Origin of the sequence: Sulfitobacter sp. 1A15106 (assembly GCF_043556995.1) — a bacterium.
Lineage (GTDB): Bacteria > Pseudomonadota > Alphaproteobacteria > Rhodobacterales > Rhodobacteraceae > Sulfitobacter > Sulfitobacter faviae.
Genome location: NZ_JBIFFM010000004.1, coordinates 337,072 through 360,543 on the forward strand (window position 1 = coordinate 337,072; position 23,472 = coordinate 360,543).

At 64.8% G+C, this 23,472-nt stretch carries 22 protein-coding genes; 14 read left to right on the forward strand and 8 right to left on the reverse strand.

From position 1 onward, the window contains the following. Nucleotides 1-16: 16 nt before the first annotated feature. On the forward strand, nt 17-1,492 hold the full coding sequence (locus ACGYKA_RS08700; protein ID WP_394438602.1) for a sensor histidine kinase: 1,476 nt from the start codon (nt 17-19) through the stop codon (nt 1,490-1,492). Nucleotides 1,493-1,620: 128 nt separating this feature from the next. Here ACGYKA_RS08700 and ACGYKA_RS08705 read toward each other — a convergent pair whose 3' ends face one another. Together ACGYKA_RS08705 and ACGYKA_RS08710 are read right to left on the reverse strand one after the other, a co-directional pair. Continuing rightward, entirely contained in the window at nt 1,621-2,652 is a 1,032-nt protein-coding gene (locus ACGYKA_RS08705) for a permease (RefSeq protein WP_394410528.1), read from the reverse strand. After that, nucleotides 2,645-2,986, reverse strand: a complete 342-nt coding sequence (locus ACGYKA_RS08710) for an ArsR/SmtB family transcription factor (protein ID WP_394410525.1) — start codon at nt 2,984-2,986, stop codon at nt 2,645-2,647. Before ACGYKA_RS08710 ends, ACGYKA_RS08705 begins: the two co-directional genes overlap by 8 nt. 109 nt (nt 2,987-3,095) lie before the next feature. Between ACGYKA_RS08710 and ACGYKA_RS08715 the strand changes: the two genes are divergently transcribed. Both ACGYKA_RS08715 and ACGYKA_RS08720 read left to right on the forward strand, forming a co-directional pair. Then, nucleotides 3,096-3,695, forward strand: coding sequence for a uracil-DNA glycosylase family protein (locus tag ACGYKA_RS08715; protein ID WP_394410522.1), 600 nt, complete (start codon nt 3,096-3,098; stop codon nt 3,693-3,695). Beyond that, nucleotides 3,676-4,482 (forward strand): SseB family protein, encoded by an 807-nt coding sequence (locus ACGYKA_RS08720; protein ID WP_394410519.1) that lies wholly within the window; start codon nt 3,676-3,678, stop codon nt 4,480-4,482. Before ACGYKA_RS08715 ends, ACGYKA_RS08720 begins: the two co-directional genes overlap by 20 nt. 75 nt (nt 4,483-4,557) lie before the next feature. Here ACGYKA_RS08720 and ACGYKA_RS08725 read toward each other — a convergent pair whose 3' ends face one another. Next, entirely contained in the window at nt 4,558-5,175 is a 618-nt protein-coding gene (locus ACGYKA_RS08725) for a GcrA family cell cycle regulator (protein WP_394401407.1), read from the reverse strand. A gap of 363 nt (nt 5,176-5,538) precedes the next feature. Between ACGYKA_RS08725 and ACGYKA_RS08730 the strand changes: the two genes are divergently transcribed. The 3 genes from ACGYKA_RS08730 (at nt 5,539) to ACGYKA_RS08740 (ending at nt 8,724) form a co-directional block, all read left to right on the forward strand. Beyond that, on the forward strand, nt 5,539-6,714 hold the full coding sequence (locus ACGYKA_RS08730; protein ID WP_394410516.1) for an aspartate aminotransferase family protein: 1,176 nt from the start codon (nt 5,539-5,541) through the stop codon (nt 6,712-6,714). A gap of 73 nt (nt 6,715-6,787) precedes the next feature. Next, nucleotides 6,788-7,693 (forward strand): ornithine carbamoyltransferase, encoded by a 906-nt coding sequence (argF, locus tag ACGYKA_RS08735; RefSeq protein ID WP_271691836.1) that lies wholly within the window; start codon nt 6,788-6,790, stop codon nt 7,691-7,693. Further along, a complete protein-coding gene (locus ACGYKA_RS08740) occupies nt 7,690-8,724 on the forward strand; it encodes a 2-dehydropantoate 2-reductase (protein ID WP_394417710.1) in 1,035 nt (344 codons plus the stop codon). Before argF ends, ACGYKA_RS08740 begins: the two co-directional genes overlap by 4 nt. A 19-nt stretch (nt 8,725-8,743) precedes the next feature. Here ACGYKA_RS08740 and ACGYKA_RS08745 read toward each other — a convergent pair whose 3' ends face one another. Next, a complete protein-coding gene (locus ACGYKA_RS08745) occupies nt 8,744-10,225 on the reverse strand; it encodes an inorganic phosphate transporter (protein WP_067261454.1) in 1,482 nt (493 codons plus the stop codon). Between the two features lie 161 nt (nt 10,226-10,386). After that, a complete protein-coding gene (locus ACGYKA_RS08750; protein ID WP_067261455.1) occupies nt 10,387-10,848 on the reverse strand; it encodes an NUDIX hydrolase in 462 nt (153 codons plus the stop codon). 136 nt (nt 10,849-10,984) lie between these two features. Here ACGYKA_RS08750 and gndA point away from each other — a divergent pair, with 136 nt between their 5' ends. Continuing rightward, entirely contained in the window at nt 10,985-12,433 is a 1,449-nt protein-coding gene (gndA, locus tag ACGYKA_RS08755) for an NADP-dependent phosphogluconate dehydrogenase (protein WP_394411185.1), read from the forward strand. 176 nt (nt 12,434-12,609) lie between these two features. Here gndA and truA read toward each other — a convergent pair whose 3' ends face one another. Further along, nucleotides 12,610-13,383 carry a tRNA pseudouridine(38-40) synthase TruA gene (gene truA / locus ACGYKA_RS08760; protein WP_394410510.1) on the reverse strand — a complete coding sequence of 258 codons (774 nt, stop codon included), beginning with the start codon at nt 13,381-13,383 and terminating at the stop codon, nt 12,610-12,612. A gap of 89 nt (nt 13,384-13,472) precedes the next feature. Here truA and ACGYKA_RS08765 point away from each other — a divergent pair, with 89 nt between their 5' ends. Genes ACGYKA_RS08765 through ACGYKA_RS08775 form a run of 3 tightly spaced genes read left to right on the forward strand, consistent with a single transcriptional unit; the run spans nt 13,473 to nt 16,365 of the window. Next, nucleotides 13,473-14,900 (forward strand): YcjX family protein, encoded by a 1,428-nt coding sequence (locus tag ACGYKA_RS08765; protein ID WP_394410507.1) that lies wholly within the window; start codon nt 13,473-13,475, stop codon nt 14,898-14,900. Next, nucleotides 14,897-15,361 carry a GNAT family N-acetyltransferase gene (locus ACGYKA_RS08770; protein ID WP_394410504.1) on the forward strand — a complete coding sequence of 155 codons (465 nt, stop codon included), beginning with the start codon at nt 14,897-14,899 and terminating at the stop codon, nt 15,359-15,361. Before ACGYKA_RS08765 ends, ACGYKA_RS08770 begins: the two co-directional genes overlap by 4 nt. Then, nucleotides 15,361-16,365, forward strand: a complete 1,005-nt coding sequence (locus tag ACGYKA_RS08775) for a YcjF family protein (RefSeq protein WP_394410501.1) — start codon at nt 15,361-15,363, stop codon at nt 16,363-16,365. Before ACGYKA_RS08770 ends, ACGYKA_RS08775 begins: the two co-directional genes overlap by 1 nt. Nucleotides 16,366-16,369: 4 nt before the next feature. Here ACGYKA_RS08775 and ACGYKA_RS08780 read toward each other — a convergent pair whose 3' ends face one another. After that, the gene (locus ACGYKA_RS08780) at nt 16,370-17,149 is read right to left on the reverse strand and encodes a sulfotransferase family protein (protein WP_394410499.1); all 780 of its coding nucleotides are present in this window, start codon (nt 17,147-17,149) and stop codon (nt 16,370-16,372) included. A gap of 153 nt (nt 17,150-17,302) precedes the next feature. On the opposite strand from ACGYKA_RS08780, the gene ACGYKA_RS08785 reads away from it, so the two are divergent. The 4 genes from ACGYKA_RS08785 to ACGYKA_RS08800 are packed head-to-tail and all read left to right on the forward strand — an operon-like array spanning nt 17,303 to nt 22,578. After that, entirely contained in the window at nt 17,303-19,354 is a 2,052-nt protein-coding gene (locus ACGYKA_RS08785) for an HAD-IIB family hydrolase (protein ID WP_394410496.1), read from the forward strand. Next, nucleotides 19,351-20,508: a glycosyltransferase gene (locus ACGYKA_RS08790; RefSeq protein ID WP_394410494.1), complete on the forward strand. Its 1,158-nt coding sequence runs from the start codon at nt 19,351-19,353 to the stop codon at nt 20,506-20,508. The genes ACGYKA_RS08785 and ACGYKA_RS08790 overlap by 4 nt, the downstream gene beginning before the upstream one ends. Further along, nucleotides 20,480-21,424: a glycosyltransferase family 2 protein gene (locus ACGYKA_RS08795; protein ID WP_394410491.1), complete on the forward strand. Its 945-nt coding sequence runs from the start codon at nt 20,480-20,482 to the stop codon at nt 21,422-21,424. The genes ACGYKA_RS08790 and ACGYKA_RS08795 overlap by 29 nt, the downstream gene beginning before the upstream one ends. Then, the gene (locus tag ACGYKA_RS08800; RefSeq protein WP_394410489.1) at nt 21,421-22,578 is read left to right on the forward strand and encodes a glycosyltransferase; all 1,158 of its coding nucleotides are present in this window, start codon (nt 21,421-21,423) and stop codon (nt 22,576-22,578) included. Before ACGYKA_RS08795 ends, ACGYKA_RS08800 begins: the two co-directional genes overlap by 4 nt. On the opposite strand, the gene ACGYKA_RS08805 is transcribed toward ACGYKA_RS08800, so the two are convergent. Beyond that, the gene (locus tag ACGYKA_RS08805; protein ID WP_394410486.1) at nt 22,575-23,324 is read right to left on the reverse strand and encodes a Crp/Fnr family transcriptional regulator; all 750 of its coding nucleotides are present in this window, start codon (nt 23,322-23,324) and stop codon (nt 22,575-22,577) included. The two genes, ACGYKA_RS08800 and ACGYKA_RS08805, sit on opposite strands and share 4 nt — an antisense overlap. Nucleotides 23,325-23,472 lie beyond the last annotated feature (148 nt).

Genomic DNA, 23,472 nt, shown 5'->3' on the forward strand with positions numbered 1-23,472 from the left:
GAAGAAAACGAGAGCGATGTCGCAGGAAAAAGTAACATACGGCCCGATTCATACGCCGCATCTGGCAGACGCGACAAAGGTGCAGCAGATGCGGGACTATTCCCAAGTCGGCGTTAACCTGTTCTGGCAGCGGCAAATGATCTTTGCGGCGGCCATTTGCCTGTCCGCTTTCTACTACGATCTTTGGCTGTCGATCTCGACGGTGATCCTGATCGCGATCTCCGAGACTTTTGACTATCTGCTGTTCCTGCGCATCACCCGCTGGCGGGGGCGCAGCCCGCGTTTGGCGCGTTTGTTCATGAACCGCATCTATATTGGCACGGTGCTGAGCGCCGGGGTGATCAGCTATTTCGCCCTTGGGATCGCGCTTCAGCAGGGGGCGACCACGCATTTCCTGCCGCTGTTCTTCCTTTTTGCCGCGGCGCTTTTCGCCTCGATGAACAACCACCATATCCTGCCGGTGCTGATGCTGCGGCTTGCGATCTATGGCGCGACATTCCTTTTCATCCCGATCTGGGACATCGTGCGCACGGGGGCGAGCATCGAATCCGAGCTTTGGACCCAGTTGTTCACCGTGGTCTTCGTGCTCTACTTCATCGTCGATTGCTCTCGCATCTTCCTAAAGATGTACCGCACCAATCTACGCCAGCTTGAAGAGCTGAAGGTCGAGCATGAGAAAACCAAGATCGCGTTCAAGGTGAAGACCGAGTTCGTCTCTACCATCAGCCATGAGCTACGCACGCCGATGACTTCGATCAAAGGCTCGCTGGATATGGCCTGCGCGGGGGTTTTGGGCGAAATGACCCCCCAGATGGAGAAGGTCTTGAAGATCGCGCAGCGCAACTCGGCGCGGCTGACCTCTATCATTAACGAGATTCTCGACCTGCAAAAATTCGAGGCGGGGAAAGTCAGCTTTGATATCGAACCGCTTGAGGTGCAGACCATCATCGAAGACGCGATTGAGTTGAACCAATCCTTTGCAGGCAACCTTGGCGTGACGCTGCGCTATGCCAAACCGTCGGAGCCTGCGGGGATCGCCACGGATGAAAAGCGCCTGCAACAGGTGATGTCCAACCTGCTGTCGAACGCGGCCAAATTCTCGCCCGCCGGGTCGACGGTCAAGGTCACCTCGGTCAACCTTGGCGACAAGGTGCGGATCAGCGTGATCGACGAGGGGATCGGCCTTGCCGAATCCGAGCGCGAGAAGGTCTTCGACGAATTCTCGCAGATCGATTCCTCGGACCAGCGGGCCGTCGGCGGCACCGGGCTGGGGATGAACATCTCGAAACGGATCATCGAAGCTTTGGGCGGGCAGATCGACTATTTCAAGAACGACGGCCCCGGCACGACCTTCTATATCGATATGCCCTTGGGCAATGGTACGGGGAAGGAATTGCCCCATGGGATGGCTGTCAAAGACATGGTGAATGGCGAGGGGCCGATTGGGGATGAACCCTCCGAAAAGCCAGACGGAGAGCGCGCAGCGGCGTAAGTCGCGAGCACCTCGCTGCCCGGCCCCTCGGCGCGGGCGACATCTGCCCTCACCGCAAGGACAATCTGAAACGGAAAAGGGGGCGGCATTTCTACCGCCCCCGCATTCGGGTCGTCAGTTTGACGCGGTCACGCCACCAACTGCCAGATCACACCCGCAAAGATCGCTCCGACGAAGGCAAAGCCGATATAGGCGGCGAAGACATGCGGTTTGACCAGTGCCCAGACCGCGATGGCCGCCGGAATGCAGCTTACCCCGCCCGCCACGACAAAGGACATGGCCGCGCCTTGGGTCATCCCTTGCGCCAGCAGCGCGTCGATCAGGGGCACGGCGGCATAGCCATTCAGGTAGGCCGGTGCGCCCACGAATGCGCCCAGAATGATCGGCATGATCCCGGTGCCGCCCAAGACATTGGCGATCCATTCCGCGGGCACATAGGTCAGCATGAGGGCTTCGACCACATAGGCGAGGGTCAGCCATTTGACGAGGAACAGCGCATTGGTCAGCGCCGTGTCGGCAAAGCTCGCGCGGCGCTCGGCCTCTTGCCAGAACTTCCAGACCGGCGCGCCGGAGAAGGGTTTGGCCGAAGAACAGCAGCTGCTTTTCGCGGGCTGGGGGCGGAGGGGGTCGTTGAAAATCGGCGTGCGGGACAGGGCCATGACGGTGAAACCCCCAAACATGCCGACGCCAAGCGCCGCGATGGTTTTCGCCAGGGCGAAGTCGAAGCCGAGCGTGCCTGAGGTGATCGCGAACATCGCCGGGTCCATCAGCGGGGAGGCCAGCCAAAAGGCCATCACCGCGCCGAGCGGGGCGCCGACAGCCAGCAGCGCGGCGATGAAGGGGATCACCTCGCAACTGCAAAAGGGGGACAAGCCGCCGAGCGCCGCTGCCATTACCACCATCCGCGCCGGGTTGCCTTCGAATGCGCGGGCAAGCAGGCTCTCCGCCCCGCTGGCTTTGAGATAGGCTACGGCCAGCACCGCGAAGGCGATGAAGGGGGCGGTGTGCAAAAGCGCCTCGGACGCGAAAATGACTGTTGGCATGACCTGTGGCGGATCCAGCAGTGCGATCAGGGCCAAAAGCGCCAGCGTGATGCCCCAAGCGCCTTTCAGAAATGCCAAACGGTGCAACGCGGGGAGGGTTTGTGTGGTATCAGCCATGGTTATGCTCCGTGCAGCCGTCGATTGCGTCCGCGCAGCATTCGGTCAGCAGGAAATTTGCCAAGGCTTGCACCTCTTCATAGGCGACGGCGGCGCAGATGGTGCTGCGGCCTTGTTTTTCCTGTTTCACCAGACCGGCAGAGGCCAAGAGTTTCAGGTGATGTGTCAGGGTCGAGCCGGTCACGCCGGTGCGTTCGCCCAGCGTGCCGATGTTCAGCCCCTCTGATCCGGCGCGCACCAGCGTGCGCAGCACCAGGAGGCGTTGTTCCGATCCAAGCGCCGCAAAGCTGCTGGCGGCGAGGGTGAGGGCGGGGGTTGAGGATTCTTGTTTCATGATTCTAGAAATATCGAAACGTCAGCGCGATGCAAGGTTTATTTCGATAATTATTGAAGTGACCGCCCGCGGCCCTTTATCTTTTGGCCCTACCGCTTATCTCCTGCTCATGAAGGATATCCGAGATGATCTGGCGGCCTGCCGCCTTTGTGCCGGGCGTTTCGCCGTGACCGCCACCCAGCATCGCCCGCGGCCCATCGTCTGGTTCAAACCCGGCGCGCGGCTGCTGATCGCCAGCCAAGCGCCCGGCAAACGGGTGCATGAGGCGGGCAAGCCGTTCTGGGATATGTCCGGCACCCGCCTGCGCGACTGGCTGGGGCTGGATGAGGCGACATTCTATGATCGCGACAGGGTCGCCATCGTGCCGATGGGCTTTTGCTTTCCGGGCTATGACGCCAAGGGCAGTGACCTGCCACCGCCGCGTATCTGTGCGCAGACTTGGCGCAAACCGGTGCTGGAGATGCTGCCCGATCTGCGGCTGACGGTGCTGATCGGGGCCTATGCGATGAAATATCACCTCCCCGGATTTCGCAACGTGACCGAGGCCGTGGCCGGCTGGCGGGATCATCCGCCGGGGGTCTTTGCCTTGCCTCATCCGTCGTGGCGCAATACCGGATGGTTGAACAAGAATCCCTGGTTCGCGGAAGAGGTCTTGCCCCGTCTGCGCGCCGCCGTGTCCGAGGTGATGAATGACCGACCGCCAAACTGACCCCAAGACCGAGCCGACCCCGCTCGACCAAGCTCATGCCGCGATGACCTCCGCCCCCGACAACGACGCGGCGCGGCTGCGTTTTTACGAGCGTATTGCGGATGTCGAGCTTTTCATGCTGCTTGAGGATGAGCCGCAGGGCGATCAGATCAGCCCGGTGCTGCTTGACGATAGCTATGTCATGGTCTTCGACCGCGCGGCGCGGCTCTCGGCCCATGTGGGGGAGGCATCTTCTTATGTGGCGCTCTCGGGCCGTGCGATTGCCGCGATGTTGGAGGGGCAGCCTCTGGGCATGGCGGTCAACATCGGCGTGGCCCCGTCCGAGATCCTGCTGCCTGCCGAGGCGATGGACTGGCTGCGCAACACCCTGGCCCATGCGCCGGGCGAGGTGGAGGCGGGCATCGACCGCGTGTTCCCGCCGCAGGGCTTGCCCGAGACGCTGATCGCCGCGATTGATGCGAAATTGGCGACGGCCACCGGCATGGCGGCGGGGGCCTTCCTTGTCGGTGTCGAATACAGCGGCGGCGGGCGCGGGCATCTGCTGGCCTTCGTCGGTGCGATCCCCCGCGCGCAAGACGCGCTGGTGCGCGCTGCGTCTGAGGCGCTGACCTTTTCAGGGATCGAGGCGGGAGCGATGGATGTCGGCTTCTTCGGCCCCAATGACGCGGTGGTCGAGAAGCTGGCCCGCGTCGGCCTGCGTTTTGACCTGCCGCAGATGGAGCCTTTGCAGAACACGCCCCGGATGGCCCCGGGCAGCGATCCGGCGAAACCGCCGAAGCTGCGCTGATCTAGGCCTCAGGCAAGAAAAAGGCGGGCAGGGCACTCAAGCCCGCCCGCCTTTTTTTGTTTTATCCTGACCGTCTCAGCGGCGGCGGTCGCGCCGGGCGCTCATCGGTTGGAAGGCGACGCCGACATGGGCCTCGCAATAGGGTTTGCCCTGCTGCACGGGCAGGCCGCAGAACCAGAAATCATCGGTCGCCGGGTCGCCCACGGGCCATTTGCAGGTGCGTTCGGTAAGTTCCATCAGGCCGATCTTCTTGGCCTTCTTCTCGACTTCGCTGACCTTGGCAAGCGCCTCGGGGCTGATCTCATTCGCCGACGGCTGCGGCGGCAGGGGTTGGCCTGCGGGGATGATCTGCTTGCGTGCGGGCAGGTTGGGCTTGGGTGCCGGGGCTGCGGCGGGCTCTTCGGCTTCGGGCGCGGGGGCGGCTTCGGCCTCCGGCTCGGGCGCGGCTTTGGCGGCGGGCTTTGCCTTGGCCTCGGCCTTGGGGGCTGCGGGCTTGGCCTTGGGCTCCGGCTTGGCAGTCGCTGCGGCGGCGGCAGGCGCGCCCGCGGTGCGGTTCGACAGGCCCAGACGGTGCACCTTGCCGATCACGGCGTTGCGCGTCACCCCACCCAGTTCCTTCGCGATCTGGCTGGCGGACTGGCCTTCGCCCCACATCTTTTTCAGTGTCTCTACGCGCTCATCAGTCCAGGACATACGGGGTTCCCCAGTTAAAAAGCGGCCCCCTAGCCCGGACCGCTTTGTCAGTGTATCGGCCCCCATTTTATCTTCTGGGGCCGCAGGTGCAAGCGCCGATGCCCTCTGGGCACGGGGCGCTGCGATTGGGGCTTTACGTGGGGGATGAAGGGCCGCTATGCAAGAGCCATGATCAAATCTGCCGCATATTCCATCCGACGACGCTTCGTCCGATAACATGGTGCCCCCCTTTGGGGCGGCGTGATGGCCTGATCTCGCGGCATGCGTGCTGCATCCTTTCAAAAACAAGCAAATCCCATTGACCCTGCGCCAGCCCCATGCCCTTTTACCGGCGTGACACGGCCCTCTTTCAAGGACAAACAGATGATCCCTTCCGTTCTGCCAACCTATAATCGCGCTCCTTTGACCTTCGTCAAAGGCGAAGGCACTTGGCTGATCGAGGCGGATGGGCGACGTTTTCTTGATCTGGGCGCGGGGATCGCGGTGAACGCGCTTGGCCATGCGCATCCGGCGCTGGTGAAGGCGCTGACCGATCAGGCGCAGGCGCTGTGGCATACCTCGAACCTCTACCACATTCCGCAGCAAGAGGCGCTGGCCGACCGGCTGGTGGCCGAGACCTTTGCCGACACCGCCTTCTTTTGCAATTCGGGGACCGAGGCCTGCGAACTGGCGGTGAAGATGGCGCGCAAGTATTTCTATGAGGCGGGCCAGCCCGAGCGGGTCGAGATCATCGCCTTCAACGGGGCCTTTCACGGCCGCTCTTCTGCCGGGATCGCGGCGGCGGGGTCTGAGAAGATGACCAAAGGCTTCGGCCCGCAACTGCCGGGTTTCGTGCATCTCGACCTCGGCGACAGCGCCGCGCTTGAGGCCGCCATCACCGACAAGACCGCCGCCATCATGGTCGAGCCGGTACAGGGCGAGGGCGGTATCCGCGCCCTGCCGGATGCCGAGTTGCAACAGATGCGCGCGCTTTGCGACGCCCATGGGCTCTTGCTGATTTGCGATGAGGTGCAATGCGGCGTGGGCCGGACCGGGCGGCTCTTTGCCCATGAATGGGCCGGGATCACCCCCGACATCATGATGGTCGCCAAGGGCATCGGCGGGGGTTTCCCGCTGGGCGCGGTTCTGGCCACGGAGAAAGCGGCCTCGGGCATGACCGCAGGCACCCATGGCTCGACGTATGGCGGCAACCCGCTGGGCTGTGCCGTGGGCTGCGCCGTGCTGGATGTGGTGGCCGACGCGGCCTTTCTGGCCGAGGTGAGCCGCAAGGCGGGGCTGCTGCGTCAGCGTCTCGAAGGGCTGGTTGCTGAGCACCCGGAGGTCTTTGAGGAGGTGCGCGGCGCGGGGCTGATGCTGGGGCTGAAATGCAAAGTGGCGAATGCCGATGTGGTCGCCTCGGGCTATGCCCATGAGCTGATCACCGTGCCCGCCGCCGACAATGTGATCCGCCTGCTGCCGCCGCTGACCATTTCCGACGATGAGATTGCCGAGGCGGTGACCCGCCTTGACGCCATCGCGCGTGACCTGACCCCGGCCTGAGCGCCATTCACCCCAAAACATTCCTCGGGCTTTCAAGGCCGTGGCCTTGGACCCCGCAAGACAGAGACGACAGATGAACCATTTCCTCGATATCCACCAAACCGACCCCGCCGATCTGCGGCAGATCATCGACAATGCCGCCGCCATGAAAGCCGCGCGTAATGGCCGCCCGCGCGGCGCACCGGATGATGACCAGCCGTTGAAAGATCACATGGTCGCGCTGATTTTCGAGAAGCCCTCGACCCGGACGCGTGTCTCCTTCGACGTGGGCGTGCGGCAGATGGGCGGGCAGACCATGGTGCTTTCGGGCGCCGATATGCAGCTTGGCCATGGTGAGACCATCGCCGACACCGCCCGCGTGCTGTCGCGCTATGTCGATATGATCATGATCCGCACTTTCGAAGAGCAGACCCTGCTGGAGATGGCGGAATATGCCACCGTGCCGGTGATCAACGGTCTGACCAACCGCACGCATCCCTGCCAGATCATGGCCGACATCCAGACCTTTGAGGAACACCGCGGCCCGATCAAAGGGCGCAAGGTGGTCTGGTCGGGCGACGGCAACAACGTCTTCGCCAGTTTCGCGCATGCGGCCAAGCAGTTCGACTTCGACCTTGTCTTCACCGGGCCGGAGCCGCTCGACCCCGAGCGCGCGCTCGACGGGCTTTATACGACCGAGCGCGATCCCCAGAAGGCCGTGGAGGGTGCCGATCTGGTGGTCACCGATACTTGGGTCAGCATGCATGATCCGCAATCGGCGCGGGAGCGGCGGCACAATCAGCTGCGCGGCTATCAGGTGAACGATGCGCTGATGGCGCTGGCGAAGCCGGACGCGCTTTTCATGCATTGCCTGCCCGCGCACCGCGATGACGAGGCGACAAGCTCGGTCATGGATGGGCCGCATTCGGTGATCTTTGACGAGGCCGAGAACCGTCTGCACGCGCAGAAAGCCGTCATGCGCTGGTGTCTGGGCGCATGAGCGACGGCCCCCGCATCGTTGTTGCGGGCGCGGGGGCGGTGGGCTGCTTTGTCGGCGGGCTGCTGGCCAGTGCGGGGCATGCTGTGACCCTGCTGGCGCGGCCCCGCATTCAAGCCGAAATCCGCACCCATGGGCTGACCCTGACGGATTTCGGCGGCATGGCGCGCTACCTGTCGGCCGATGATCTGAGCCTTGCGGGCGATGAGACCTGTCTGCGCGATGCGGATATCGTGTTGGTCACGGTCAAGTCGCGCGACACCGAAGACATGGCCCGTCTGATCGCCCGCCACAGCGCGCCCGGCGTGCAGGTCATCAGCCTGCAAAACGGCATGGGCAATCGCGCGGTTCTGGCGCAGCACCTGCCGCAGCATGACCTGCGCGCGGGGCTGGTGCCGTTCAATGTCGTGGCCATGGGGCAGGGTTGCTACCACAGGGCAAGTTCGGGCGATCTGGTGATCGAGGGTGGCCCCGCCGATCTGGCCGCGCGGTTGTCGCTGCCGGATCTGAAGGTTGTGGAGCACGCCGATATCACCGCCTTGCAATGGGGCAAGTTTCTGATGAACCTCAATAACGCGCTGAATGCGCTGAGCGGCCTGCCGTTGCAGGCCCAGTTGCAGGATCGCGCATGGCGCCGTCTGATGGCTGATCAATGGGCCGAGGCGCTGGCGGTTCTGCGCGCCGACAAGATCCGCCCCGCCATGACCACGCCGATCCCGGCTCGATTGGTCCCGACGTTCTTGCGCCTGCCGACGCCGATTTTTACCCGCGTCGCCGCCGCTATGTTGCAGATCGACCCGCAGGCGCGGACCTCCATGGCGCAAGACCTCGCCGCGCGCCGCCCGACCGAGATCGACGCGCTCCAAGGCGAGGTGCAGCGCCGCGCGAGGGCGCTTGGCCGCGCGACGCCGGTGACGGATATGGTGCTGCGGGTGATGGGTTGGGCAGAGCTTGCAGGCGAAGGGCTGCCGCATTTGCCGGTCGCCGCGCTGCGGGCCGAAATGGCGGCAGGGCAGGACCGGCAAGACGGGTGAGGCGCCCCCGCGCCTGACCTTAGTTCACGAAGGCGTTGAGCACCCAAAAGACGATGCCAGAGAGCAGCGCCGCAGCAGGCACGGTGATCACCCAAGCCGCGACGATGGTCATGAAATGCGAGCGGCGCACCAGTTTACGGCGGCGGCGCTCTTCCTTGGCGATGCGCTTGACCTCACCGGTCTTGGCCCCGATCCGGCGCAGCCGGCGCTCCATATGCCATTCGCGGTAAAAGCCCACGCCAAAGACCCCGCCCACGGCGATATGGGTCGAAGACACGGGCAGGCCCAGCCACGACGCCACGATCACCGTGATCGCCGCTGAAAGCGCTACGCAATAGGCGCGCATCGGGTTCAGCTTGGTGATCTGGCTGCCGACCATGCGGATCAGTTTCGGCCCGAACAGGAACAGACCAAAGGAGATGCCGAAGGCCCCGATGATCATCACCCATGTGGGAATGCTCACCTTATCCTCGAAACCGCCGAACTCGGTCGCATGGACGATCGCCGCCAGCGGGCCGACCGCATTTGCCACGTCATTGGCCCCATGGGCAAAGCTGAGCAGGGCCGCAGAGAGCACCAGCGGCAGGCCAAAGAGCGTTTTGACCGAGCGGTTGCGGTTCTCCATCCCTTCCGAGGCGCGGCGGATCAGCGGGGCGGAGATGGCATAGACGACCAGCCCCGTCACAAGCCCGATGATTAGGGCGACCGGCATATCGATGCTGATGATCTTTTTCAGCCCCTTGAGCGCCAGATAGGCGGCAAAGACACCGGCCATCAGCCCCACCAGCACCGGCACCCAAGTGCGCGAGGCGGCGATTTTGTCGTCTTGGTAGAGGATGCGCGCCTTGATGAAGGCCAAGAACATCGCCGCTACGGCGCCGCCCAAAACGGGCGAGATCACCCAGCTTGCGGCGATCATGCTCATCGAACTCCAGTTCACCGCGCCAAGGCCCGCAGCCGCGATGCCCGCGCCCATGACCCCGCCCACGACCGAGTGGGTGGTCGAGACCGGCGCGCCGACCCATGTGGCAAGGTTGACCCAAAGCGCGGAGGAGACCAGCGCCGCCATCATCGCCCAGATAAAGATGCGCGTGTCCGCGACACTCGCCGGGTCGATGATGCCCTTGGAAATGGTCGAGACGACATCGCCCCCCGCCAGCAAGGCCCCGGCGGATTCGCACAAGGCCGCGATGACGATGGCGCCGCCCATGGTCAGCGCATTAGCCCCCACGGCGGGGCCCATGTTGTTGGCCACGTCATTCGCGCCGATGTTCACCGCCATATAGGCGCCAAAGACCGCCGCGGCGATCACGACAAAGCTGGAGGGCTGTTGCCCGAAGATTACCGCCGCAACGGCACCTGCCACCACGATAAAGGCCAGCGCGATGCCCGGCGCCACAAGGGGGCGGGCGACATAGGTCGCGGCCAGTTCGACTTGCGAAATGCGGTTGAGGTCCTTGTCCAGTGTCTTCCACTGGCTGCCCTGCGGTTCCGTTGCCATTCCTGTATGATCTCCGATCCTAACGTTCAGCGGGGGGTGACATAAGGCTACCGAGGGCGCAAGTCACCCTGTCACAAAATTGTAACATCCCGAAACGGGCAGGGGGCGGCAATGGGGCAGGGGGGATATGGCACCGGACAGCGGCCCGGTGCCGGAGGGGCTTAATGGAAGGCGGATAAGATTGCTTTAAGATCAGGCTCATCCACGAGTTCCGATGCCTCTTGCGGGGTAAACCACGCGCGTTTGCGCATGCCCGCTTCGGGGTATTCCTCGCTCAGATCGCGGACGCGGGTGAGGTAGACCTGTGTGGTCACGGGCACGGTCAAACCTTCGCCGAGACCCTTGTCATAGTCGAAAATACCCATTGGATCGGATTCGATATCCGCTTTGGTCACCCCGGCCTCTTCCCATGCTTCCTGCAAGGCGGCCCCGGCACCGTCCAACCCGTCGATCGGCCAGCCCTTGGGCAAAATCCAGCGACCCGTGTCGCGGCTGGTGATCAGCAGGACCTTTTTGCCCGCCTCGGTGTCGCGGTAGCACAGGGCGGCAACCTGCACACGGCGGGGACGTTTGAAAATAGGAAGGACCATATCCTCCCATGCGCGTCTAAATACTTGTGTCATTACAGAACTATGCCTCGGTCGGGTGTTTTTCTTGTTATCCGCACATTATATAGTCTTCCCGAACGCAAATCAAACTGCGGCCTGCCGGATAGGCGGGCTTGGCAGTATGACAGGCTAGAAATGAGGCATGATCGTTATGGCAACTGGCACGCAGGCGGACGGGGGCGCGGCACAGGGCGCAGGCGCCGATATCGGGGTATACGGTCTGGGGACCATGGGCTCGGCACTGGCGCTGAACTTGGCCGACAATGGATTTACCGTGGCGGTGAGCAACCGCGAGGCCGATTGGATCGCGCCGTTCCTTGATGAGGCCGGACCGCTGGCCGAGCGCCTGATCGGGACCGAGCGGCTTGAGGATTTCGTCGCCGCCATCGCCCGCCCGCGCAGCATTCTTTTCATGATCCCCTCCGGCGCGCCGGTCGATGCGATGATTGAGGCGATCAAACCGCTGCTGAATGAGGGCGACACTTTGATCGACGGCGGCAACGCCGATTTCCACGACACCCGCCGCCGCAGTGCCGAACTCGAAGGCACGGGGCTGCATTTCGTCGGCATGGGCGTGTCGGGTGGCGAGGCCGGGGCGCGCAATGGCCCGTCGATGATGGTCGGCGGCAGCGCGCATTCTTGGACCCAGTTCAAACCGATGGCCGAGAAGATTGCCGCGCAATTTGAGGGCACGCCATGCGTGGCGCATCTCGGCCCCGACGGGGCGGGGCATTTCGTCAAAACGGTGCATAACGGCATCGAATATGCCGACATGCAGATGATCGCCGAAGTCTACGGCCTGCTGCGCGATGCGGGCGGGCAGGGCGCGGTTGAGATTGGCAACCTCTTTGCCGACTGGCGTAAGGGGCCGCTGAACTCCTATCTGATCGAAGTCTCGGCCGCCGCGCTTTTGTCGGTCGACACTCAGACCGGCACGCCGATGGTCGATGTGATCCGCGATCAGGCCGGGCAAAAGGGCACCGGGCGCTGGACCTTGATCGAAGCGCTCAAGATGGGGCAATCGGCCAATACCATCGAAGCCGCCGTCGGCGCGCGCGGTTGGTCGAGCGAGAAGGCTGTGCGCGAAATGGCCGAGCCGCTGCTGCCCGAAGGCGTGCAGGACGCGCCGCTGCCCGAGGTGGCGGATCTGGAGATGGCACTTTTGGCGGGACGGATCATCGGCCACGCGCAGGGCTTTCGCATCCTTTCGGCGGCATCGGAGGAGTTTGGCTGGTCGCTCGACATGGCGCGTATCTCCGAGATTTGGCGCGCGGGTTGCATCATCCGTTCGGCGCTGCTGGACGAGTTTGCCGCTGCCTTCCGGGGCGAATTGCCCGGTGGGCATCTGATCCTCGCCCCCGCGATGCGCAAACGTTTGGAAGAGAGCATTCCGGCGCTGCGCCGGGTCGTGGCGGCGGGCGCATTGCTCGGTGTCGCGCTGCCCGCGCTGTCGGCGGCGCTGGCGTGGTATGACAGCATGCGCCGGGCGCGGGGCACGGCGAATATGATCCAAGCGCAGCGCGATTTCTTTGGCGCACATGGGTTTGAGCGGATCAGTGAAGAGGGGAAATTCCACGGGACGTGGACGCCTCTGCCGTAAGAGGGCTTATAGGTCCGGAAACAAGCCAAAGGCGCCGGACCATCGCCTGCCCGCCCGGTCGGGGAGGCGAACTCGCCAGGGGCGGTGTCCTCTGGGTAACGCGCCCCTAGGCTGCACGATAAAGTGGCATGAACCGACTGAAGCATCGCCACCCTGCGGGCAGGCGATTGTCCTCGTCACGCCTTAGCGAACGGGTCCACCGGATAGCTCACATGCGCCAAATATAACCCCTGCGGCGGGCAGACTGGCCCGCAGGCAGCCCGATCCTTCGCCGCAAGTGCTGCACCCATATCCGTCACGCTCCAAGACCCCGCGCCGACACGCTCCAGCGAACCGACGAAACTGCGCACCTGATTGTGCAGAAAGGACCGCGCGCGCACGTCGAAATGATACTCCGTCCCGGTCATGGTCTCGACCTGCGAGACCTGTAACCGGTCGAGCGTTTTCACCGGGCTTTCCGCCTGACAAACGGTCGAGCGGAAGGTGGTGAAATCATGCTTGCCCACCAAAAGATCCGCCGCCGCCTGCATGGCCGCGACATCCAGCCGATGTTTGATCTGCCAGACCAGTCCCGCTTGATGCACCGCCGGGGCGCGGCGGCTGAGGATGCGGAAGTGGTAGCGCCGCTCAAGCGCCGAAAAGCGGGCGTGAAAATCCTCGGGCGCCAGCGCGCAATCGGTGATCGCGATGGGCTGCGGCTTGAGGTGATAGTTCAGCGCCTCGCCCAGCCGGAAGGGCGACCAATCGCGGGCCATGTCGCAATGCGCGACCTGCGCCAGCCCATGCACCCCGGTATCGGTACGCCCGGCGGCGGCGATGGTGTGGTCACCGGGTTCCAGCTTGGCCAAAGCGGCTTCGATCGCGCCTTGCACTGTGGGCTGGTCAACCTGACGCTGCCACCCGTTGTAGGGCGCGCCGTGGTATTCGATTTTCAGGGCATATCTGGGCATGACCGGGGCCTTAGCGCGGGCGGGCGCTTCTGGCAATCCCTGCCTGCCGGCCCTATGTTGAGGCCAAAGAAAGAAGGACGGGCGCAGCTTTGGGTATCACAGGCATTGCCGACGGGATTTGGCGGCAGTTTGAGAATGTCACCGACACGGTGGGCGAGACCTTTTTCGAGCCGGTGATCCGGCTTGGGGTCACGGGGCTTGCGCGTTCGGGCAAGACGGTTTTCATCACCTCGCTGGTGGCCAACCTGCTGGACCGAGGCCGGATGCCGGGGCTGCTCGCGGCCTCTGAGGGGCGGATTGAGGCGGCGTTTCTGCAGCCCCAGCCTGACGATACCGTGCCCCGGTTCGAGTATGAGACCCACCTCGCCGCGCTGACCGGAAAGACGCCCCATTGGCCCGAAAGCACGCGCGCGATTTCGGAACTGCGGCTTTCGCTCAAGGTGCGGCCCAATGGGTTGCTGGCGGGCTTTCAAGGGCCGCGCACCCTGCATCTGGATATCGTGGATTACCCCGGCGAATGGCTGCTGGATCTGGCGCTGATGGATGTCACCTATGCCGAATGGTCGGTGCAAGTCATTGAACGCATCGCGTCGCGTGAAGAGGCGGCGGGCTACCGCGCGCTGGCCGAGCAGACCGATCCTCATGCCGAGTTGGAGGAAACCACCGCCCGCAGGCTTGCCGACAGCTTTGCCGACTATCTGCAAACCGCCCGCGCCAATGGCTATTCCGACTGCACGCCGGGGCGCTTTTTGCTGCCCGGTGACCTTGCGGGCTCACCGGTGCTGACCTTCGCGCCACTGCCGGGATCGGAAGGCGCGCCGCGCAAATCGCTGATCCGCGAAATGGCGCGGCGGTTCGAGGCCTATAAGAAACAGGTGGTGCAGCCCTTCTTCCGCGATCACTTTTCGCGGATCGACCGGCAGGTGGTGCTGGTCGACGCACTTGGCGCCATCCACCAAGGGCCGCAGGCGGTCGAAGACCTGCGCGGCGCCATGGCCGATATTCTGGGCGCGTTCCGGCCGGGGACGAACAACTTTCTGAGCACGCTCCTGCGGGGCAAACGGGTCGAGAAAATTCTTTTTGCCGCGACCAAGGCCGACCATCTGCACCACAGCCAGCATCCCCGACTGAGCGGTATCATGCAGGCGCTGATCCGCGAGGCGCGGGATCGGGCGCAATATGCGGGGGCGGGCACGCGGGCCATGGCCATCGCCAGCCTGCGCGCCACGACCGAAGACGTGATGACCCATGGGGGAGAGCCGCTCGACGTGGTGCGCGGCACGCTTTTGAACGAGGATGAGACGCGCGGGCGGCAGGCGGCATTCTATCCCGGTGAACTGCCCGAAGACCCGGCCCATCTGCTGACCCCCGCACGGCAGGGCGCGCAGGAATGGCTGGGGGCGGATTATCAGATCATGCGCTTTGTCCCTGCGGTGTTGGACCTGCGCCCCGGCGATGGGCCGCCGCATATCCGGCTCGACCGTGCGGCGGAATTCCTGATTGGGGACCGGCTGTGAGTGCGGTTGTGACAGGCCCCGCCACCCTGCGCCCGGCGCAGCCCCTCGACGCAGGCGCCGTGGGCGGCATCATGAGCGATTTCGCCCGAAACACAGCGTGGTTGCCCCGCATTCATACCGGTGCCGAGGATATCGCCCATGCCGATGCGATGATCGCCCGGGGCTGGATCACGGTGGCCGAGCGGGAGGGCCGCGTGGCTGGTTTCGCGGCCTGCGAGGGCGGCGCATTGGACGCACTATTTGTGGCGCAATCGGCGCGGGGGCAGGGCATCGGCTCGGCCCTTCTGGGCGCGTTAAAGACGCGGCATAGGTCGCTGACCTGCTGGACCTTTCAGGCCAATGCGCGGGCCATCGCATTCTACCGCCAACACGGGTTTGCCGAGACCGCGCGCAGCGATGGCAGCGCCAATGACGAAGGGCTGCCCGATTTGACATTGCACTGGCAAAGGGAGGCCGCCTGATGGCCCGCGGACCGATCCTGTTCGACCTTGAGGAAGACGCCAAGCCGCAGCCCTCGGTCGCCGATGCGCCGGCGGTGCCCGAGTTGGACCTCGAGGCTCCACCGCCCAAGGGCCAAGCGATGCAGATCGCCGCCCGGCTCGCGGCGCGCAAACCGTCGCGCTTGGTGCGGCTGTTCTGGGCGCTGGCGGGGGCATTGGTCACGGCGCTGGTGTCGATCGCGGCTTGGACTTTTGTCACAGACCTGATGGCGCGCTACCCGCTGCTGGGCTGGGCGATGACGCTGCTGATCGGGGCGTTTTTGCTGGTCCTGCTGCTGCTGTCGCTGCGCGAAATGGCGGCTTTCGGGCGGCTGGCGCGGCTTGACGGGCTGCGCCATGATGCGGGCGAGGCGTTGGCGCAGGGGGATCTGACCGCCGCGCGCAGCGTCACTGACCGGCTTGAGGCGCTTTACAAACACCGTGAGGATACCCGCTGGGGCCGCGACCGGCTGACGGAGCTGCGGGGCGATCAATTCGACGCCGAAGCGCTGCTGGGGCTGGCCGAAAGCGAGGTTCTGGCCCCGCTGGACCGTGCCGCCACCCGCGAGGTCGAGGCCGCCGCCCGGCAGGTCGCCGCCGTGACCGCGCTGGTGCCTCTGGCGCTGGCCGATGTCGCCGCGGCCCTTAGCAGCAACCTGCGCATGATCCGACGTATCGCCGAAATCTACGGCGGGCGCTCGGGCTTTTTCGGCTCGTGGCGGCTGACCCGCGCGGTGCTGTCGCATTTGGTGGCGACGGGGGCCGTGGCCGTGGGGGATGATCTGATCGAGCCGCTCTTGGGCGGGTCCATCGTCGCCAAGCTGAGCCGCCGTTTCGGCGAGGGCCTGGTGAACGGGGCGCTGACCGCCCGCGTTGGCGTGGCCGCGATCGAGGTCTGCCGCCCGCTGCCCTTTGCCCGCGAAAAACGCCCCGGCGTGCGGGGCATCATCAAATGCGCGCTGACCGGGGTGCTCGGCGAGGGCTGACCGATCACGCTGCCTCAACCGCTTCGCGCACCGCGCGCAACGGGTGCTGGATCAGGCTGGGCCAAGACGAGGCCTGCAACTCGGGGGCGTAGCCCCACCGCGCGGCCTCAGCCGCCTGTGCCTTCGTCATCTGCGTAGCTCCGGCGTAGGTCTGGTTTCCATCCGCGATGCCTTCGGGCAATGCCGCCTCAGGCAGATCGACAAAACGCGCGATGCGGCGCAGGGCGCGGGGGGCGTCGGCGACGATATCCTCGTAGCGCAGAACCATCACCGCATGCAGATAGGGGAGGTCATCCAGCATCTGCGCCTGCGCCGCGATCCAATGATCGATCAACGCCTGCGCCGGCGCATCTACCCATGACGCGACCGAGGCGGCGACGGCCTCAGGGTGGCGCAGGACGACGATGAATTGCGACATGGGAAAGAGCTGCTGCATCAGCCGCATGCGGGTCAGGTTCACCGGTGATTTTTCAACCCGCCATTGCAGGTCCGGGGCGAACCACGGCGCCCAGTCCTGCGCCAGCCGGGTCTTCGTCTCCAAACTATTAAGCGGATGCGCCTCGGTCAGATGTTCCTCAGGGTTGGTCGCGAAATGCATGGGCCGCCCGGATTGCGCCGTATGGGGGATGGCACCTTGCAGGTAGACCCCCTCATTCTCGGGCGCCGCCGATCCGGTGATGCCGCCCGCGCCGGGCAGGGCATTGGCCAAGCGGTTGACCAGCGAGGTGCCAGAGCGGTGCAGCCCGCCGATGAACAGATAACGCGGGGGAATTTCTGGGGGCATCTGGGGCGGCTCTGATTGGGGGAGAGAGAGGCGGGGTTCAATGGCAGGAAGCTAGGACGTCCAACCGCGCTGTCCAGCGATGTATGCATTAACATTTGTTATCGGAACGGATGGGCTGTGAGGGGGGTCACACCTCCATAAGGAGACCCATTCATGTTCATTTGTCACATTGCCCTCGGGGGCTGCCTCACGGCGCCGTCTGTCAACTATGGCGTGACCGAAGATACCGGCGGTCACATCGCCTATATCTTGGGGGCGGCCCGCGCGCAGGCGGCGCGGGGCGATGTGGATGCGGTGCAGATCGTGACCCGTGCTTTCGATGAACCGAGCCTTGGTGCCGTGCACGCCCAGACCGAGCAGCAGGTCAGCCGCAGCCTGTCGATCCGGCGGCTTTGGACGGCGGAGCGGGGATATCTCAGCAAGGAAAACCTCGCCGCGGAAATCCCCGCGTTGGTGGAGGCGTTCCTCGACGATCTGGCGCAGGCCAAACGGCTGCCGGATGTGATCCACGCGCATTTCGCCGACGCGGCGCAATTGGGGCTGGCGGCGCGGGCGCGGTTTGGCATTCCGGTGATCTATACCCCCCATTCGCTGGCCTTGAGCAAATCGGGGGCAGAGGTGGATGCCGCGCGGGTGTCGGCGGAGCGCCACGCGCTGTTGGAGGCCGATGCGGTGGTGCTTTCCTCGCGCGATGAGGCCGAGGTGCAGGTCGCGGCCTATGGGGCGGATGCGCAGGCGCGGGTGCACCGGGTCTCTCCGGGCGTATCGCTGCGCCGCCCGGCTGAGGCCGGGGCGGGCCGTGCCCTCTTGGCCGATCAGTTGAGCGACCCCGACCGCCCCACGCTGCTCGCCGTGGCGCGCCCCGTGGCCCGCAAGAACCTTGCGACCTTGGCGCGGGTTTATGCGCAAAGCCCCGCTTTGCAGGCGCGGGCGAACCTTGTGATCCTCGCTGGGCAGCATGGCGATGCGCTGCAGGCGAATGCAGAGGCCTGCGCGGAGCTGACCCGCCTGCGGGAGACGTTGGAGGTGCCGGAACTGCGCGGCAAGGTGGCGCTGCCGCCGAACCATACGCAGGGCGATGTGGCGGCCCTCTATGACCGCGCGGCGCAGACCGGTGGGGTTTTTGTTAACCTCGCACTGCATGAGCCCTTTGGCCTGACCATGTTGGAGGCGGCATCGCATGGCCTGCCGGTGGTGGCCACGCGCGAAGGCGGGCCCGCCGATATCGTGGCGGACCTTGGCCATGGTCTCTGCGTGCCGCCGCGTGACATGGATGCGATTGAAGCGGCGCTGTTGAAGCTGTTGGACGATCGCGCATTCTGGGCCGAGGCATCTGAGGCCGGGCGCGCCCATGTCGGGCGCTACGACTGGTCGAAATGGGCCGAGGACGTGCAGCACATCTGCGAGGATATCCGCCACGCCGGGCCGGTGACGATGCCTGCGCCTGTCCTGCTGGCCAGCGATATCGACAACACGCTGACGGGCTGCGCGCCATCCGCTGCCCTGTTCAACGCATGGATCGCCCGCGACCGACCGCTTTTTGCCGTGGCCACGGGGCGCAGCCTGCCGGAGGCCCGCCGTATCCTGCGCGATTGGAAACTGCCCAGCCCGCGCGTCTTTATCACCTCTGTTGGGACCGAGGTCTATCTGCCCGATGCCGAGGGGCGGCTGTGTCTGGATGAGCGTTTTGCCCAAAAGCTTGACGCCGGATGGGACCGGGCCGGGGTGGAGCGGGCGCTGAAGGACTTTGGCTTTAACTGGCAAGCGCCGGTTGAGCAGCGGCGGTGGAAGCTCAGCGGTTTCGGCGACATGCGCACCGCGCGCCGGTTGGAGCGGCATCTGGCCCGGCGCGGTGCTGCGGCGCAGATCGTGGCCTCGCATGGGCGGCTGATCGATGTTCTACCCTTGGCGGCGGGCAAGGGCCCTGCCGTCTGTGCCGCCGCGCGGCGGTTGGGCATGCCGATGGACCGGGTTGTGGTGGCCGGGGACAGCGGCAATGATTTCGATATGTTGCAGGCGGTGGAGGATGGCCCGGGCCGGGGCATCTTGGTCGGCAATGCGATGGACGGGCTGCGCGAACGTCTGAGCGGCAAACGGCTCTACCACGCCCGCGCGGCCCATGCGGCTGGGGTCTTGGAAGGGTTGGAAACCTTCGGCTTTGCCCTCAACGCGATGGAGCCGCCGGTGAAGATGGTGGCGCAATGACGCGGCCCATCGGTTACTTCGTCCATCATCAGGGCCGCGGCCATGCGGAGCGCTGTGCTGCGGTTGTCAACGCGCTGCCTGAGAGCCAGCCGGTGACCGTCTTCTGCGCGAAACCGGACATTTTCCCCGCCTTCCCCCGGGCGGTGGAGGTCATCACCCTTCCATCGCTTTTCGAGGCAACGGGGGCCGAGGACATCAACGACACCACCAGCGCGCCGGATACGGTGCATTGCGCGCCGCTTGGCTGGCCCGGCATCCGGCAGGCCATGGCGCAACTGGCCGCTTGGTTCGCCAGCGCCAATCCGGCGTTGCTGATCAGCGATGTCTCGGCGGAGGTGGCGCAGCTTGCCCGCATTTGTTCGGTGCCGCATGTGAAAGTGTTGCAGCATGGGCAGCGTGGCGATCCGGGGCATCAGGCGGCCTATGACGGGGCGGTCGGCTTGCTTTGTCCCGCCGCGAAAGCACTGGCGCAGCCGGACTGGCCCGCGCGGCATATGGAAAAAACGCATTTCGCCGGCGGCTTGGGCGTCGACGTAAAACGCCCCGATCCGGCGCGGCGCGCGATGTTGCGCGAAAGGCTTGGCGTCGGGCCAGAGCAGCGCATGGTGCTGGTCATGTCGGGCGGGGGCGGCACGGGTTTCGCCTCCGCCCCCTTCGGCATCGCGGCGCGGGCAATGCCCGAGACGGCTTTCATCACCATCGGGCGCATGGCGCGCGATTGGCATGCGACCGAGCCTGCCAACCTGCGCCATCACGGCTGGGTCCAAAACGCGGCGGATTATCTGGCGGCGGCGGATATGGTCGTGGCCTCGACCGGGAACACCACCTGCCACCAGATCCTCGCGGCAGAGACCCCGTGGCTTGCCGTGCCGGAGTGGCGCTATTTTGACGAACAGGTCGAAAAGGCCGAGGCGCTGGCGCGGGCGGGGGCAGCGCATCACCTGCCGCATTTCCCGTCTTCCGTCGCGGCATGGCGCCGCGCGATTCAAGACACCTTCGATGCCCATGACCCCGCCCTGCAACGTGCCTTGGTCAATGAGGATGCCGCCACAGAGACGGCCAATTGGCTGATCGGCCTGACCGACCAGCTGCTATTAGAAACACCCAAAGATACCGGAGACTTACATGACGTCGTTCACCCCATCCGAGCCTGAGAATACCACAGTTAGCGCGCTGACGCTCGCGCGGGGGCGGGCGGCGCATCTGCGCAATGTGATCCTTGGCCTGACCCGTCAGACCCGGCAGCCGGATGAGCTTGTGATCGGGGTCATGCAGGACACGCTTTACGACGACCTGCCTCAGACCGATTTCCCGATCCGGCAGGTGCAAGTGACGGGCAGTGAACTGCCCCTCTCACGCGCGCGCAATACCGTCGCGGCAGAGGCCAAAGGCGACTGTCTGGTCTTCCTCGACGTGGATTGCATTCCGGCGCCGGAGCTGATCGCCGACTATATGGGCTATGCGGTGCCGGGCAACGGGCTGATCATGGGCGAGGTCAACTACCTCCCCGCAGGCACGGCCACCGAAGGTTGGAGCTATCCGAAGTTGGAGGCCGTTGCCGTGCGCCATTCCGACCGTCAGGGGCCGCCCGCCGAAGGGCTGAAACGCTGCAACGATTACCGCTGTTTCTGGTCGCTCAACTTTGCCATCCACGGCGAAGATTGGGACCGCTCCGGCGGCTTTGACGAGCGTTTCACCGGCTACGGGGGGGAGGATACGGACTTTGGCCGAGAGTTGGACGAGCGCGGCGTGCCGATCCACTGGGCGAAGGGCGCGAAGGTCTTTCACCAGCATCACCCACATTGCATGCCGCCGATCCACCACATCCCGTCGATCCTGCGCAATACCGAGATTTTCGCCGACAAATGGGGTCATCGCACCATGAACCACTGGCTCACCGCCTTTCGCCTGATGGGGCTGGTGGGGAGCGACGGCGACGCGCTGGTGCAGTTGCGCGAGCCGGATGCGGATGACTTCGCGCTCTGCGAGCAGCAGTCGGACCAGCCTTACGCCAATACCGCTCGGGTGTTGCGTTATCTGCGCGGCGAAGAGCGGATCGCGGCGGAATGACCCTGCGCATCGCCATCGTCGGCCATATTCGCCACCCCATCGCCGCCCCCTTCAAGGGCGGCATGGAGGCTTTTACCCACGGTCTTGCCCGGATCTTGGCCGAACGCGGGCATGAGGTGACCCTATTGGCCAGCGAGGACAGCGCGGCGAGCCTGCCGCCGGGGGTGAAGCTGCTGCCGATCTGTGACGCGCATTATGACGCGCGTTTTCCGTGGCATGATTTTCACGGGACCGACGCGCTGAACGACCACCTCGACGCCTGCTATGCCCGCGCTGCGCGGCTCTTGCTGGACGGTGGCTTTGACGTGGTGCACAACAACGCGCTGCACCGCTTCCTGCCGCGCCTGTCGCGGGCGGAGCGGCTGCCGATGGTGACCTCGCTGCACATCCCGCCCTTCAAAGTGTTGCGCGGCGCGCTGATGGATGGGGCGGCGCCTTGGCATCTGTCCTCCGTCGTCTCGGCCCGGCAACGCGGCATCTGGTGGCCCAAGGGCGCGCCCGACACGGCGCATGTGGTGCACAACGGGATCGACCTTGACGAATGGCCGCAAGGCGGGCCGGGGGATGGCAGTGCCGTCTGGGCTGGGCGGATCACGCCGACTAAGGGCACCCATCTGGCGGCAGAGGCGGCGCAGATCGCAGGGGTGCCCCTGCGCATCTACGGCGTGGTCGAGCATCGGGATTACTTTAACGATATGGTAAGACCGCATCTTTATGGCGATGTGGCCTATGTTGGGCATCTGAAAACGGCGGCGCTTGGGGTGGCCTATGGGCGGGCCTCGGTGGCGCTCTTCACTCCACAGTGGGAGGAACCCTTTGGCCTTGCTGCGGTGGAAGCGATGGCGACGGGCCTGCCTGTTGCCGCGACCCCGCATGGCGCAGTTGAGGAGGTGCTTGGCGAGGCGGGTGTCATCGCGGCGGAGGATAGCGCGGCTGCCTTGGCGCAGGCGTTGCTACAGGCGCGCGATATCCCCGCCGAGGTGCCCCGCGCCCGTGTGGCACGGCTCTTTGATGCGCAGGCGATGGTGACGAAGTTCGAACGGCTCTATCACGCGGCCCGGGCGCAGAGGGATGTCGCGCTGCCGCGTAAAACCTATCCGGCGATTGCTTTGCAGGTGGAAGGTGCGCCGCAGCCTCTGGCAGAGGCGGGCTAAAACGCCGCTTCGGCTTGGGGCATATAGAGGTAGGCAGGCTCGAACTGGCCGACCTTATGCAGCCCCGCGCGGTCGTGGATCAGAAGTTTGCCGCCCGTCACAGCGCAGCAGCCATGTTCGCGCAGCTCACGCAGGGTGCGGCTGACATGGACCGAGGTGAGGCCGGTGGCATCGGCGATATCGGTCTGGCGCAGGCTGAAGGGCAGGCTCTGACGCTCCATCCCATGGGCGGCGGTCATGCGGGCATCGAATTCGCTCAGGAAATTCGCTACCCGCGCCAGCGCGCGCATGGCGCTGTTGCGCATCACCCAATGGCGGTGGATGGAGGCATCGACCAAGGTCATCAACCAGAGTTTCCGGGCCATCTCAACATCGCCATTGAGCAACTCGCGCAGCGGCTCATGCGAGATGATGGCGACATGGGTATCGGTCAGCGATATCACATCATGGTCGAGTTGCTTTAGCGGGAAGGCGTGCAGATCGACAAACTCGCCGGGGAATTGGAGGGCGACGAAGGTGCTGCGGGCACGCTGTCCGCGCGGCACGCTGCGGGCGATCAACCCATCGAGCAGCAACAGGCTGTGATCCAGAAAATCCCCCCTGCGACTGATCACGGTTCCGGGCGTGAAACGCTCGTGCTGGGTCATCAGCGGGGCAAGCTTGGCCCATTGCGCGCCGCTTAGATGGTCGACCATGCCTGACGGTTTTACGGCCATATCGTGATAAAAGGTGTCTTTGATGGTCACACGCAGGTCTTTCTGCCCATTAGAATTGTCGCGGGTTCCCCAAAACGGAGCCCGCGGAAATAAAGCTTTGTCGAATACCTTATGATGCTGTTTTCGCCGAAAAATTCAAGCGAAGGCCGGGGATCATAAAAAATGTTAAGTCCGGCGG

Excerpts from the sequence above, each read along its gene's own strand:
- ACGYKA_RS08720 (WP_394410519.1), top strand. The coding sequence starts at position 3,676 with ATGACCGACCGCCAAACTGACCCCAAGACCGAGCCGACCCCGCTCGAC.
- ACGYKA_RS08730 (WP_394410516.1), top strand. The coding sequence starts at position 5,539 with ATGATCCCTTCCGTTCTGCCAACCTATAATCGCGCTCCTTTGACCTTC.
- ACGYKA_RS08780 (WP_394410499.1), bottom strand. The coding sequence starts at position 17,149 with ATGCCCCCAGAAATTCCCCCGCGTTATCTGTTCATCGGCGGGCTGCAC.
- ACGYKA_RS08795 (WP_394410491.1), top strand. The coding sequence starts at position 20,480 with ATGACGTCGTTCACCCCATCCGAGCCTGAGAATACCACAGTTAGCGCG.
- ACGYKA_RS08785 (WP_394410496.1), top strand. The coding sequence starts at position 17,303 with ATGTTCATTTGTCACATTGCCCTCGGGGGCTGCCTCACGGCGCCGTCT.
- ACGYKA_RS08725 (WP_394401407.1), bottom strand. The coding sequence starts at position 5,175 with ATGTCCTGGACTGATGAGCGCGTAGAGACACTGAAAAAGATGTGGGGC.
- ACGYKA_RS08710 (WP_394410525.1), bottom strand. The coding sequence starts at position 2,986 with ATGAAACAAGAATCCTCAACCCCCGCCCTCACCCTCGCCGCCAGCAGC.
- ACGYKA_RS08740 (WP_394417710.1), top strand. The coding sequence starts at position 7,690 with ATGAGCGACGGCCCCCGCATCGTTGTTGCGGGCGCGGGGGCGGTGGGC.
- ACGYKA_RS08715 (WP_394410522.1), top strand. The coding sequence starts at position 3,096 with ATGAAGGATATCCGAGATGATCTGGCGGCCTGCCGCCTTTGTGCCGGG.
- ACGYKA_RS08750 (WP_067261455.1), bottom strand. The coding sequence starts at position 10,848 with ATGACACAAGTATTTAGACGCGCATGGGAGGATATGGTCCTTCCTATT.
- ACGYKA_RS08745 (WP_067261454.1), bottom strand. The coding sequence starts at position 10,225 with ATGGCAACGGAACCGCAGGGCAGCCAGTGGAAGACACTGGACAAGGAC.
- argF (WP_271691836.1), top strand. The coding sequence starts at position 6,788 with ATGAACCATTTCCTCGATATCCACCAAACCGACCCCGCCGATCTGCGG.
- ACGYKA_RS08705 (WP_394410528.1), bottom strand. The coding sequence starts at position 2,652 with ATGGCTGATACCACACAAACCCTCCCCGCGTTGCACCGTTTGGCATTT.
- truA (WP_394410510.1), bottom strand. The coding sequence starts at position 13,383 with ATGCCCAGATATGCCCTGAAAATCGAATACCACGGCGCGCCCTACAAC.
- ACGYKA_RS08800 (WP_394410489.1), top strand. The coding sequence starts at position 21,421 with ATGACCCTGCGCATCGCCATCGTCGGCCATATTCGCCACCCCATCGCC.
- ACGYKA_RS08775 (WP_394410501.1), top strand. The coding sequence starts at position 15,361 with ATGGCCCGCGGACCGATCCTGTTCGACCTTGAGGAAGACGCCAAGCCG.
- ACGYKA_RS08700 (WP_394438602.1), top strand. The coding sequence starts at position 17 with ATGTCGCAGGAAAAAGTAACATACGGCCCGATTCATACGCCGCATCTG.
- ACGYKA_RS08790 (WP_394410494.1), top strand. The coding sequence starts at position 19,351 with ATGACGCGGCCCATCGGTTACTTCGTCCATCATCAGGGCCGCGGCCAT.
- gndA (WP_394411185.1), top strand. The coding sequence starts at position 10,985 with ATGGCAACTGGCACGCAGGCGGACGGGGGCGCGGCACAGGGCGCAGGC.